Below are 12,350 nucleotides of genomic sequence, written 5' to 3' on the forward strand. Positions count from 1 at the left end.
TGTCCATGGCCCCTGCTGTCACACGATCGCCATTGCGCCGACATGGAGACCTGCTCGCCCCGGACCACTTCCCGACCGTGCCCGCCCCCTTTTGCACGGGAGTTGACGGGAGTACCGTCCGCTTCCATGCCGATTCCCGCGCGCTCCAGCCGCACCAGGTTCAGATCGCTCCGGGCGCCCGGTCGGGCGCGCCTGCTCGTGGTGACGGTCGCGGCCACCCTGACGGCCCTGTTCCTCTCCCCGGTGGGCGCCCAGGCCGCCCGTGCCCGGGAGAGCACGCCCGTCTACTCGTACGAGAACGCGATACGCGAGTCCGTCTGGGTGGACACCCGGCTCGACGCGGACGGCGACGGCAGGAGCGACCGGGTCGCCGTCGACATCGTCCGCCCCCGTGAAGCCGCGAGCCGGGGCCGCCGGGTTCCGGTCATCATGGACGCCTCGCCGTACTACTCGTGCTGCGGACGCGGCAACGAGAGCCAGCTCAAGACGTACGACGCCCAGGGCCACATCGTCCAGATGCCGCTCTTCTACGACAACTACTTCGTACCGCGCGGCTACGCCTTCGTCGGCGTCGACCTGGCCGGAACCAATCGGTCGGACGGCTGTTCCGACATCGGTGGTCCCTCCGACATCCAGTCCGCCAAGGCGGTCGTGGACTGGCTGAACGGCCGCGCCCGCGCGTACACCACCCGCACCGGTGACCGGCGGGCGAACGCGGGCTGGAGCAACGGCAGGACCGGCATGATCGGCAAGAGCTGGGACGGGACGATAGCCAACGGCGTGGCCGCCACCGGCGTCGAGGGCCTGAAGACCATCGTCCCCATCAGCTCCATCTCCTCCTGGTACGACTACTACTTCGCCAAGGGCGCCCCGCTCTACGACTCCGGGCCCGACTGGCTCTCCCAGTACGTCGAGAGCCCCGCGGCACGGGCCCACTGCGACGCCGTGCAGCGCGAGCTCGTCGACGGGGCCCCGCGCACCGGCGACTGGACACCGCTGTGGAGCGCGCGCGACTACGCGGCGGACGCGGGCAGGGTGAAGGCGAGCGTGTTCGTGGTGCACGGCATGCAGGACCTGAACGTCCGCCCCAAGAACTTCGGCCAGTGGTGGGACGCGCTGGCGGCGCACGGCGTCGAGCGCAAGATCTGGCTCTCCCAGACCGGGCACGTCGACCCCTTCGACTACCGCCGCGCCGACTGGGTCCCCACCCTCCACAAGTGGTTCGACCACTACCTCCTCGGCTACGACAACGGCATCGAGCGTGAGCCGATGGCCGACGTCGAGCGCCATCCCGACCAGTGGTCCACCGACCGGACCTGGCCCCCGGCCGGCACCCGCGACGCCGTGCTGCGCCCGGTGGCGGGCTCCGCGCCCGGCGTCGGCGGCCTCGCCCTGAAGCCCGCGCCCGCCGGGGCGACCGAGACGTTCACCGACGACCCACAGCTGGGCGAGGCCGGGTGGGCGGCGGCCGTGGACCGCCCCACCCCGGAGAAGGCCGGGTTCGTGACCGGGCCGCTCGCCGCCGACCTGCGGCTCTCCGGCTCCTCCACGGTGACCGTCACCGCCACCCCGAGCACCACCAGCGCCCACCTCTCGGCGGTCCTGGTCGACCTCGGCCCCGACACCATCCGCGACTACGGCGGCGACGGCGAGGGCATCCTCACCGGCACCGACCGCACCTGCTGGGGCGAGAGCACGGCCGGGGACAGCGCCTGCTTCAAGGTCACCCGCGCCGACACCAAGGCCGTGGACATCACGGTGTTCAGCCGCGGCTGGGCCGACCTCGGCAACTACGCGGGCGGCACCGGACAGCCCCTCACCCCGGGCAAGGCGTACACGATCACCCTCGACCTGCACGCCACCGACCACGTCGTCCCGGCCGGCCACCGCCTCGCGCTGATCGTCGCGGGCACTGACAAGGACCTCATCGACCCGCCCGCGAGCCGCCCCACGCTCACCCTCGACCTCGCCCGCACCTCGGCGAAGCTGCCGCTCCTCGGCGGCACGGGAGCGTTCCGGCGGGCCACCTCCGGCGCCCCGCACTCGGTCGCGCCCAAGGCCCCGCACCCGGCCGGGGTCGCGGTGCGGCGCCCGGCGCACCCGGTCCCGGGGGCGCGGTGAGGGCCCGAACGCTCCTCGTCGGCCTCACCGGGGCCGCGCTCGCCGTGCCCCTGGTGACGGTCCCGGCGCGGGCGACCGCGAGCCCGCCCCGTACCGGCTTCGAGACGAGCGCCGGGGCGCGCTGGACCGGGGAGACGGAGGAGCGGGACTTCCTGGCGGCCGTCGCCCGGGGCGGCGACCGCGTCTCGGTCACCCGCATCGGCACCACCACCCGGGGCCGCCCGCTCCGGCTGGTCCGCGTCGGCACCGGGCACACCGCGAACCGGGTCCTGCTGGTGTGCAGCCAGCACGGCGACGAACCGGCGGGCCGGGAGGCCTGTCTGACCACCGTCCGCGACCTCGCCTACGCCAGGGACCGGGCGACCCGGCGGCTGCTGGACCGCACCACGCTCTACGTGGTGCCCACCGCCAACCCGGACGGCCGGGCCGCCGGCACCCGCGTCAACGCCGACGGCGTCGACATCAACCGCGACCACCTCGCCCTGCGGAGCGCCGAGGCGCGGGCCGTGGCCGCCGTGCTCCGCGACGAACAGCCCGACGTCGTCTACGACCTGCACGAGTACAGCGCCACGCCCGGGTACTACGACAAGGACCTGTTCGACCTGTGGCCGCGCAACCTCAACACCGCCCCGGCGGTGCACGAGGAGGCCCGGACCCTGTCCCAGGCGTACGTACGGCGGGCCGCCCGCGCGGACGGCTTCTCCACCGGCACCTACGGCATCTGGACCGACCCGGTCACCGGTGAGCCGGTCAAACAGGTCGCGGGCGACGGCCAGGAGCGCATCCTGCGCAACACCGCGGGCGTCAAGAACGCCGTGGGCCTGCTCATCGAGAGCCGCGTCGACCCGGCGAGCGACGCCGAGAGGGCCGACCCGGCGCTCAACAACCGGCGCCGGGTCGTCTCCCAACTGAGCGGACTGCGCGGCCTGCTGGACTTCACGGCCGAGCGCCGGGGCAGCGTCGAGGCGGCGACCACGGCCGCCCGCCGCGCCGGATACCGCGACCGGGGGCCCGTCTACCTCGGCGGCGCGGACAACGAACCCGCCACCCCCGCGCAGACCCTCGCCGACCCGCCCTGCGGCTACCGCCTCACCGCCGCCCGGTACGCCGAGGTGAAGGACCGCCTCGCCCTGCACGGCATCCGGGTACGGCGGTCCGGAGACGGCGCGTTCGTCCCGCTGCGCCAGCCGCTGCGGACGCTCGTGCCCCTGCTGCTCGACGCCCGCGCGCCGTACGGGCTGACGGCGGCCGAACCCGTACAGCGCTGCTGAGACGGGTTCTCACCGGAGGGGAGTGCGGGAGGCGGCCAGTGCCGCCGCCTCCCGCGCACACCCCCAGGCCACCGTGACCCCGGCGCCGCCGTGCCCGTAGTTGTGCACCAGCAGACCGCCGGACGCCGTGGACTCCGCCTCGATGCGCACCCCGGCGTCCCGCACCGGGCGCAGCCCCACCCGGTGGGCCAGCACCCGCGCCCCCGCGATCTCCGGCCGCACCCGCGCGCACCGCTCCACGATCCGGGCCGCGACGGCCGGGTCCGGGGTGAGGTCCCACACGTCGTCCTGCGCGGTCCCGCCGAGCAACAGCCCGTAGGGCTGCGGGAAGAAGTAGGTCGTCTCGCCCGCGGAGTGGTCGACGCTGGTGTACCACTCGCTCACCCCGGGGTTCTCCACGACCACCAACTGGCCGCGTACCGGCCGCACCAGGGGGTCGGGGACGAGCGCACGGGCGCCCAGACCCGTGCAGTTGACCACCACCGGCGCGTCGGGCAGGGCGTCCACCGCCCGGGTCTCGACCGTCCCGCCCGCCGCCTCCAGCCGTCCGCGCAGCCACGCCAGATGGACCGGCATGTCGATCAGGGGTATGCGGGCCCGCACGCCCCCCTCGGCCTGGTGCAGCCCCGCCACCTCGGCCGCCCACGGCCCCAGTTCACCGAGCCGGACGCCCGCCTGCACCCCCTCCACCAGCCGTACCCCGGTCCGGCCCGGATCGGCGGCCAGCTCCTCGTACATCCGCAGGGAGGCGAGGGCCCAGTCGCCGACGCGCCCGGCGGGCTCGATGCGGTACGGCCACCACAGCGCCCCCGCGACCGCCGAGGTCGTCCCCTCGGCCGGATCCCTGCTCCACACCCGCACAGTGCGGCCCGACTCCGCCAGGACCACCGCCGTGGTCAGACCGATGACTCCGCCACCCAAAACGATCATCTGCTCACTCATGAAGGGACGGTAGCGGACGGGTGACACCGGGCTCGGATCCGCGGGCGAAGGGGGATACTCGGCATATGTCTGCCGCGTACGCGACCTTCTCCCTCGCCCCCGCGATGCGGGCGGGCGATGTCGCGGGGACCGGCTCGCCCCAAGTGCACCGCGAATTCATGGACTTCATCGTCGACGGCCGGCCGCTGCTGCTCCAACTCGCCGACCTGGACGCCGTCTCCCCGCTCGCGGCGGACGTACCGCCCGCCGTCCTCGGCGCCCAGGTGCGCGGCCTGCTCCTGGAGACCGAACCGCCGCTGGCCCAGGGGCGGTACGTGGTCTACGGCTGCCCGGAGTGCGAGGACCTGGCGTGCGGGGCGGTCACCGCCGTGATCGAGCGCTCCGGGGACGCCGTCGTCTGGCGGGACTTCGCCTGGCAGACCGGACCCGTGCCCGATCTGGTGCTCAACGGCTACCACGGCATCGGGCCGTTCCGCTTCCGCGCCGAGGAGTACCGGGCCGCGCTGGAACGGCTGTTGAGCGACGAACCGCCCCGGCGCCGCGTCCTGCTGATCGGGGCCCGCGCGACCGTCCTGGGCAGGCTCGCCGCGGCCCTGCGCTCGATCGGCATCGGCGCGGACATCACCCACGACGTGACCGACGTGAGCGGCGAAGAACTCCGCGCGTACGGGGCGGTCGTCCTCGGCCGCACGGTCACCGAGGCCGAACGCGCGGCGGTGCGCGCCGCGTTCACCCGCGCCCGGGCGCACCCCGTGTACGTGACGGGGCTCGCCCCCATCACCCCGCTCCTGGTGGCCCAGGTGGAACAGGCCCTGGACCGCACCCCGCTCGCCCAGCGCCGGCTCACCTATCTGTCCGCCTCCCCGGACGAGGCCCGGCTCGCGGTCCGCGCGACCTGCCGTGTGCGGCTCACCGCCTACCGGCTGGACCGGCTGCGCCGCGTCCACGCCCAGAAGATATTGGACGCGGTCCTCGACCCCGGCCCGCACCGCATCCCGCTGGACGAGCGCGCCCTGCGCGCGGACGCCTTCCTGGTCGCCCGCACCAGCGGCGGAGTGATCACCACGGCGGTGGTGCGCTGAAAGCGGCCCGCTCCGAGGAGGGGGGAGCCGGTCCGCCGGTGAGCGGGACGGGGGCCCGGCGGCCCGGACCCCACCCGGTATCCGTCGGCCGGTGCCGGTGCGCCCCAGTAGGATCGGTGTCCTCATGACTGCCACTCTCGTCGCCAAGGACCTCGCCGCCGGCCACGGCGACCGCACGCTCTTCGCCGGGCTCGACCTCGTCGTCGCCCCCGGTGACGTCATCGGCCTCGTCGGGGCGAACGGGGCGGGGAAGTCCTCCCTGCTCCGTCTGCTCGCCGGACTCGACACACCGGAGGAGGGCGAGCTGCGGCTCTCGCCGCCCGGGGCCACCGTGGGGCACCTGCCCCAGGAGCCGGACCGCCGCCCCGGCGAGAGCGTGCGCGCCTTCCTGGCCCGCCGCACCGGCGTGGCCGCCGCCCAGGAGGCCATGGACGCCGCCACCCAGGCCCTGGTCGAGGGGGCGCCCGGCAGCGACGACGCGTACGCCGAGAGCCTGGAGCGCTGGCTCGACCTCGGCGGCGCCGACCTCGACGAGCGCGCCGAGGAGGTGGCCGCCACCCTCAACCTCACCGTCGGCCTCGACCAGCCGATGACCGCCCTCTCCGGCGGCCAGGCCGCCCGTGCGGGACTGGCCTCGCTGCTGCTCTCGCGCTACGACGTGTTCCTGCTCGACGAGCCCACCAACGACCTCGACCTCGACGGTCTGGAGCGCCTGGAGTCCTTCGTCAAGGGCCTGCGCGCGGGCACGGTCGTGGTCAGCCACGACCGCGAGTTCCTCACCCGCACGGTCACCAAGGTGCTCGAACTCGACCTCGCCCAGCAGCAGATCACCCTCTACGGCGGCGGCTACGAGGCGTACCTGGAGGAGCGCGCCACCGCCCGCAGGCACGCCCGCGAGGACTTCGAGGAGTACGCCGACAAGCGCTCGGCCCTGGAGAGCCGGGCCCTGATGCAGCGCGGCTGGATGGACAAGGGCGTCAAGAACGCCCGTCGCAAGGCGGGCGACAACGACAAGATCGGCCGCAAGTTCCGCAGCGACGCCAGCGAGAAGCAGGCCTCCAAGGCCCGCCAGACCCAGCGCATGATCGAACGCCTGGACGTCGTCGACGAGCCCCGCAAGGAGTGGGAGCTGCGGATGGAGATCGCGAGCGCGCCCCGCTCGGGCGCCGTCGTCGCCGCCCTCAGCCAGGCGGAGATCCGGCGCGGCGACTACACCTTCGGCCCCGCCACCCTCCAGATCGACTGGGCCGACCGCGTGGCCATCACCGGCGCCAACGGCGCGGGCAAGTCCACGCTCCTCGCCGCCCTGCTCGGCCGCATCCCGCTCGACGCGGGGCGGGCCACGCTCGGCTCCGGCGTCGTCGTCGGCGAGGTCGACCAGGCCCGCGGCCTCTTCGTCGGCGACGAGCCGCTGCTTGAGGCGTTCTGCGCGGCCGTCCCCGACACCGAGCCGGCCGAGGTGCGCACCCTCCTCGCCAAGTTCGGGCTGCGGGCCGACCATGTGCTGCGCCCCGCCGCCTCGCTCTCGCCCGGCGAGCGCACCCGGGCCGCGCTCGCGCTGCTCCAGGGCCGGGGCGTCAACCTGCTCGTCCTCGACGAGCCGACCAACCACCTCGACCTCCCGGCGATCGAGCAGCTGGAGTCCGCCCTCGACTCCTACACCGGCACCCTGCTCCTGGTCACCCACGACCGGCGGATGCTGGACGCGGTCCGCACCACCCGGCGCGTCGAGGTCGCCGACGGCAAGGTCACCGAGCAGTAGGAAAGCAGTAGGAGAGCAGCAGGGCAGCAGCGGGACACCACCGGCCGCCGGGGCGGCACGGGTGGAGCGGCGCCCCGCCCCGGGCCGCCGCTCCACCCGCCGACTCCCTAGCGACGGCCCTTCGGGTCCAGCAGGCCGGCCTTGCGCAGGGCGTCCGCCATCGCCCCGTTCGCCGGGGGCGGCGGCGTCTGGCGGCCACCGCGGTCCCGGCCGCCGCCGCCCTGGCGCTGCTGCCCGCGCTGCTGAGGGGGGCGTCCGGCCCGCTGCTCCCGCTTCGGGGCGCCGCCCGGGGCGTTCGCGGTCGCCTCGTCCTCCAGCCGCAGCGTCAGCGAGATCCGCTTGCGCGGCACGTCGACGTCCAGGACCTTCACCTTGACGATGTCGCCCGGCTTGACCACCTCGCGCGGGTCCTTCACAAACTTGTTCGACAGCGCCGAGACATGCGCCAGGCCGTCCTGGTGCACACCGATGTCGATGAACGCGCCGAACGCCGCCACGTTCGTCACCACACCCTCCAGGACCATTCCCGGCGCCAGGTCGCCGATCTTCTCGACGCCCTCCTTGAAGCTCGCCGTCCTGAAGGCGGGCCGCGGGTCGCGGCCGGGCTTCTCCAGCTCGCGCAGGATGTCCGTCACCGTCGGCAGACCGAAGGTCTCGTCCACGAAGTCGTCCGGCCGCAGCGACCGCAGCACCGCCGTGTTGCCCACCAGGGCCGCGACCTCGCTGCCGGTCGTCTTCACCATCCGGCGCACCACCGGATACGCCTCGGGGTGCACGCTGGAGGCGTCCAGCGGGTCGTCGCCGCCGCGGATCCGCAGGAAGCCCGCACACTGCTCGTACGCCTTCGGGCCCAGCCGCGCCACGTCCTTGAGCGCCTTGCGGGAGCGGAACGGGCCGTTGGCGTCGCGGTGCGCCACGATGTTGTCGGCGAGTCCGGCGCCGATACCGGAGACGCGCGAGAGCAGCGGCGCGGACGCGGTGTTGACGTCAACCCCGACGCCGTTCACACAGTCCTCCACGACCGCGTCCAGCGAGCGCGAGAGCTTCACCTCGGAGAGGTCGTGCTGGTACTGGCCGACGCCGATCGACTTGGGGTCGATCTTCACCAGCTCGGCGAGCGGGTCCTGCAGGCGGCGGGCGATGGAGACCGCGCCCCGCAGCGACACGTCCATGTCCGGCAGCTCCTGCGAGGCGAACGCCGACGCCGAGTACACGGAGGCGCCCGCCTCGGAGACCATCACCTTGGTGAGCTTCAACTCGGGGTGCCTGGTGATCAGTTCCCCGGCGAGCTTGTCGGTCTCGCGGGACGCCGTGCCGTTGCCGATGGCGATGAGCTCGACCGCGTGCTCCTTCGCGAGCCGGGCCAGCTTGGCGAGTGCCTCGTCCCACCGGTTCGCCGGGACGTGCGGGTGGATCACGTCCGTCGCCACGACCTTGCCCGTGGCGTCCACGACGGCCACCTTCACGCCCGTACGGAACCCGGGGTCGAGGCCCAGCGTCGCCCGCGTCCCGGCCGGGGCGGCGAGCAGCAGGTCGCGCAGGTTCGACGCGAAGACCCGCACCGCCTCGTCCTCGGCGGCCGTGCGCAGCCGCAGCCGCAGGTCGATGCCGAGGTGGACCAGGATGCGGGTGCGCCATGCCCAGCGGACGGTGTCGGCCAGCCACTTGTCGCCCGGGCGGCCCCGGTCCGCGACGCCGAAGCGGCGCGCCACCATGTTCTCGTACGCCGAGGGGCCGGGGATCTCCGCGTCCTGCGGGCCCTCGGGCTCCAGGACGAGGTCGAGGACGTCCTCCTTCTCGCCGCGCAGCATCGCCAGGACGCGGTGCGAGGGCAGCGCCGTGAACGGCTCGGTGAAGTCGAAGTAGTCGGCGAACTTGGCGCCAGCCTCCTCCTTGCCGTCGCGCACCTTCGCCACCAGGCGGCCTCTGGTCCACATGCGCTCGCGCAGCTCGCCGATGAGGTCGGCGTCCTCGGAGAACCGCTCGGTGAGGATGGCGCGGGCGCCGTCCAGGGCCGCCGCCGGGTCCGCGACACCCTTGTCCGCGTCGACGAACGCCGCCGCGGCGGCGAGCGGCTCCACCGACGGGTCGGTCAGCAGCCCCTGCGCCAGCGGTTCGAGGCCCGCCTCACGGGCGATCTGGGCCTTGGTGCGCCGCTTGGGCTTGAACGGCAGGTAGATGTCCTCCAGGCGCGCCTTGGTGTCGGCGGCGCGGATCTGCCGCTCCAGCTCCTCGGTGAGGCTGCCCTGCTCGCGGACGGAGTCGAGGACCGCCGTGCGGCGGTCCTCCAGCTCGCGCAGATACCGCAGCCGCTCCTCCAGGGTGCGCAGCTGGGCGTCGTCGAGCATCTCGGTCGCTTCCTTGCGGTAGCGCGCGATGAACGGCACGGTCGACCCGCCGTCGAGCAGCTCGACGGCGGCCTTCACCTGCCGCTCCCGTACGCCGAGTTCCTCGGCGATCCTGCCTTCGATGGACGTCGTCACGTTCCCGTACCGCCTTCTCGCAGAGCCTGAAGGCGCCATTGTGGCAGGCGGCACCGACAAAGGGCGGTCAGCCCTTGCCGACGAGGTCGGCCGGGAACGCCCCCGCGGCCACCGCCGTCATCAGCAGACCCCGGGCCAGCTCGGTCAGCCGCTCCACGCCCTCCGCGCCGAGCAGTTCGTACGGGGCGGAGTCCAGCCGGTCGGTGCGGTCCTCGACCTCGGCGCGCAGGGCGGTGCCGGCCTCGGTGAGCTCGCCCCCGGCGTCCAGCAGGCCGCGCTCGCGCAGCCGGGCGACGGCCGCCTCCCAGTCCGCGCGCCGCCAGCCGCGCGAGCCCAGTACCCAACGCGGCGCCATCCCCTTGCCGGTGGCGGTGTGGCTGACCAGGGCCTCCAGCGGGTCGAGGCCGGCGTCGAGCAGCGCGGTGAGGTGGCCGTCGCCCCGGTGCTCACGCAGCAGCGTCGCCGCGTGCCAGTACGCCAGGTGCGGCTCCTCGGGCACCGGGAGGTCGGCGTGGGCGGCGTACAGCGGCCGGGCGTGGCGGGTGCAGCCCTCGGTGGCGCGCAGCGCGAGGCGGGCGGCCTCCGCCATCTCCGGCGAGGCCACGAGCTCGTCGCCGAGCAGTCGCCGCAGGGTGCGGTCGGCGGCCCGCAGCCGGGCGTCGAGGACCGCCTCGGGGGAGGCGATGTCCCACACGGCGGGCACGTGCCGGGCGACCAGCTCGTGGTTGAAGTTGTAGAACGTGGCGGTGATGGTGCCGGGTCCGACCGCGCCGAGCGCGGCGGCGCGCCCGGCGAAGTAGGCGGCGCGCTCGTCCTCGACACCGAGCTGCTTGAGCTCGTCGGTGTAGTCGGGGGAGAAGTAGACCGTCGAGTGCAGCGGGTTGACGGAGTTGTGGCAGCGGCGCCCGGCGCGCGGCGGGAGAGACGTCATACCCGAAGGTTACCGACTGGTCGGTACGGAGTGAAGCCCCGAGGGCGACCGGGTGCGCCGGGGACGGAGAGGGGCCCCACGTGAGGCGCGCGTGTCCGACGGCCACCGGCCGGGCCGCGACCGAGGCGGCGGCCCGCGCCGGGGGAGCCGCGCCGGGGGAGCGCCCGGCTCAGCCGGACGCGGTCCAGCCGAAACGCGGGGCCCTGCGCTCCAGGAACGCGGCGACGCCCTCCTCGGTGTCGCCGCTGCCGCGCGCCTGCTCCGTCCAGTGGGCGTCCCGGTCGGTGCGGCCGTTGGCGAACTCCTTGGCCGCCGCCTGGGTGAGCTGCGAGCGGGCGGTGAGGACGCGCGTGAACTCGGCCACCCGCTTGTCCAGTCCGCCCACCGGCAGCACCTCGTCCACCAGACCGGTCCGCAGCGCCCGTGCCGTGTCGATCAGCTCGGCCGAAAACAGCAGGTACTTCGCGGTCGCCGGCCCCACCAGGGCGGTCAGCCGCCGGGTGGAGGAGGAGGCGTAGACGATGCCGAGCCTGGCGGGCGTGATCCCGAAGGAGGCGCCCTCCTCCGCGAAGCGCAGGTCGCAGGCGGTCGCCAGCTGGCAGCCGCCGCCGACGCAGTGGCCGCGCACGGCGGCCAGCGTCGGCTTGGGGAAGGCGGCGAGCGCCTCCTCGGCCCCCACCGCGAGCGACCGGGGGTCCTCGCCCGGCCCCGGCGCGCGCAGCGAGGAGATGTCGGCGCCCGCGCAGAACGTCGGTCCTGCGCCGGTCAGCACCAGGGCCCGTACGTCGCGGTCGGCGGCCAGCTCGTCGAGCAGCGGCGGCAGCGCCCGCCACATGGCGGCGGTCATCGCGTTGCGCTTGGCGGGGTTGCTGATGACGACGGTGGCCACGCCGTCGGCCACGGTGTGCTCCAGCTGCGGCTCCATGCGCCGGATGCTATCCGGGCGGGCCGCTCCTATGATCAAGAGGGGGCCGACCCGGCGATGCCACGAGGAGACGCTGATGGTTGCACCCGCATCCGCACGTGACAGCAGGAAGCTCCGCCGCGGTTTCGGCCGGCTGACCTTCCTCGGCGCGGTCCTCGCCCTCGCGGGCCTGGTCGGCCTCGTCTACACCGGCGTGGCGACCCTGACCTCGATGCTCCTGTTCGGCTGGCTGCTGCTGGTCGGCGGTGTGGTCGGGCTGGCCCACGCGATCCAGTCGCGCGGCGCCAACTTCTTCTGGCTCGGCGTGGTGGTCGCCGCCCTGAACATCGCGGCCGGTGTGGTGGTCATCCGCCGCCCGGAGGGCTCGGCCGAGGCGCTGACCATGTTCGCCGCGCTCCTCTTCCTCACCGGCGGGGTCTTCCGGCTGGCCGGCAGTGTGGTGGTGCGCGGACCGCAGATGGGCTGGACGCTGGTGCAGGGCGCGTTCGGCGTGCTGCTCGGGGTGCTGGTCCTGGCGAGCTGGCCGAGCAGCAGCCGCTATGTGATCGGCTGCTTCTTCTCGCTCGCGCTCCTCTTCGACGGCCTCGGTCTGATCGCGCTCGGTATCGGCGGCCGGCACATCGTGGGCCTGGTCACCGGGTCAGGGGCGGGCGCGGACGTCCGCGGGAGCGCGTCCGGACCGCAGACACCCCCGCAAGCCATGGCAAAGCCGTCAGATAGCGATCAGGCACCTTTTGAGAAGTGACTTCTGCGGGCGATAGCGATCAAAACGCGTCGATACCCGCTGACTTCTGTTCAGTCGACCGGTCCGGACCATGTCACTCCCCACTCTT

9 protein-coding genes are annotated in these 12,350 nt (G+C 74.1%); 5 read left to right on the forward strand and 4 right to left on the reverse strand.

Annotated features, from left to right (window positions below):
* Positions 1–126: 126 nt before the first annotated feature.
* Entirely contained in the window at positions 127–2,121 is a 1,995-nt protein-coding gene (locus tag ACZ5ID_RS09330; protein WP_468895012.1) for a Xaa-Pro dipeptidyl-peptidase, read from the forward strand.
* Positions 2,118–3,392, forward strand: coding sequence for a M14 family metallopeptidase (locus ACZ5ID_RS09335; protein ID WP_468895014.1), 1,275 nt, complete (start codon positions 2,118–2,120; stop codon positions 3,390–3,392). Before ACZ5ID_RS09330 ends, ACZ5ID_RS09335 begins: the two co-directional genes overlap by 4 nt.
* 9 nt (positions 3,393–3,401) lie before the next feature.
* Here ACZ5ID_RS09335 and ACZ5ID_RS09340 read toward each other — a convergent pair whose 3' ends face one another.
* Positions 3,402–4,334 (reverse strand): FAD-dependent oxidoreductase, encoded by a 933-nt coding sequence (locus ACZ5ID_RS09340; RefSeq protein ID WP_468895016.1) that lies wholly within the window; start codon positions 4,332–4,334, stop codon positions 3,402–3,404.
* Positions 4,335–4,399: 65 nt separating this feature from the next.
* Between ACZ5ID_RS09340 and ACZ5ID_RS09345 the strand changes: the two genes are divergently transcribed.
* Both ACZ5ID_RS09345 and ACZ5ID_RS09350 read left to right on the forward strand, forming a co-directional pair.
* Entirely contained in the window at positions 4,400–5,416 is a 1,017-nt protein-coding gene (locus tag ACZ5ID_RS09345) for an oxidoreductase (RefSeq protein ID WP_468895018.1), read from the forward strand.
* A 124-nt stretch (positions 5,417–5,540) separates the two neighbouring features.
* On the forward strand, positions 5,541–7,178 hold the full coding sequence (locus ACZ5ID_RS09350; RefSeq protein WP_468895020.1) for an ABC-F family ATP-binding cassette domain-containing protein: 1,638 nt from the start codon (positions 5,541–5,543) through the stop codon (positions 7,176–7,178).
* 107 nt (positions 7,179–7,285) lie between these two features.
* Here the strand turns inward: ACZ5ID_RS09350 and ACZ5ID_RS09355 are convergent, their stop codons facing one another.
* From ACZ5ID_RS09355 to ACZ5ID_RS09365, 3 genes are all read right to left on the reverse strand, one after another.
* Positions 7,286–9,661, reverse strand: a complete 2,376-nt coding sequence (locus ACZ5ID_RS09355) for a Tex family protein (RefSeq protein ID WP_468895022.1) — start codon at positions 9,659–9,661, stop codon at positions 7,286–7,288.
* 67 nt (positions 9,662–9,728) lie between these two features.
* Complete coding sequence (locus ACZ5ID_RS09360) at positions 9,729–10,592, reverse strand: SCO6745 family protein (RefSeq protein WP_468895024.1); 864 nt, start codon at positions 10,590–10,592, stop codon at positions 9,729–9,731.
* A 169-nt stretch (positions 10,593–10,761) separates the two neighbouring features.
* Complete coding sequence (locus tag ACZ5ID_RS09365) at positions 10,762–11,517, reverse strand: enoyl-CoA hydratase/isomerase family protein (protein WP_468895027.1); 756 nt, start codon at positions 11,515–11,517, stop codon at positions 10,762–10,764.
* A 76-nt stretch (positions 11,518–11,593) separates the two neighbouring features.
* Here ACZ5ID_RS09365 and ACZ5ID_RS09370 point away from each other — a divergent pair, with 76 nt between their 5' ends.
* A complete protein-coding gene (locus ACZ5ID_RS09370) occupies positions 11,594–12,262 on the forward strand; it encodes an HdeD family acid-resistance protein (RefSeq protein WP_468895029.1) in 669 nt (222 codons plus the stop codon).
* Positions 12,263–12,350 lie beyond the last annotated feature (88 nt).

The sequence above is a fragment of the Streptomyces sp. NPDC031670 genome (assembly GCF_055580545.1).

Bases quoted from the DNA above. Each gene is read 5' to 3' on its own strand.
- ACZ5ID_RS09350 (WP_468895020.1), top strand. From the start codon at position 5,541: ATGACTGCCACTCTCGTCGCCAAGGACCTCGCCGCCGGCCACGGCGAC.
- ACZ5ID_RS09340 (WP_468895016.1), bottom strand. From the start codon at position 4,334: ATGAGTGAGCAGATGATCGTTTTGGGTGGCGGAGTCATCGGTCTGACC.
- ACZ5ID_RS09370 (WP_468895029.1), top strand. From the start codon at position 11,594: ATGGTTGCACCCGCATCCGCACGTGACAGCAGGAAGCTCCGCCGCGGT.
- ACZ5ID_RS09330 (WP_468895012.1), top strand. From the start codon at position 127: ATGCCGATTCCCGCGCGCTCCAGCCGCACCAGGTTCAGATCGCTCCGG.
- ACZ5ID_RS09360 (WP_468895024.1), bottom strand. From the start codon at position 10,592: ATGACGTCTCTCCCGCCGCGCGCCGGGCGCCGCTGCCACAACTCCGTC.
- ACZ5ID_RS09345 (WP_468895018.1), top strand. From the start codon at position 4,400: ATGTCTGCCGCGTACGCGACCTTCTCCCTCGCCCCCGCGATGCGGGCG.
- ACZ5ID_RS09365 (WP_468895027.1), bottom strand. From the start codon at position 11,517: ATGGAGCCGCAGCTGGAGCACACCGTGGCCGACGGCGTGGCCACCGTC.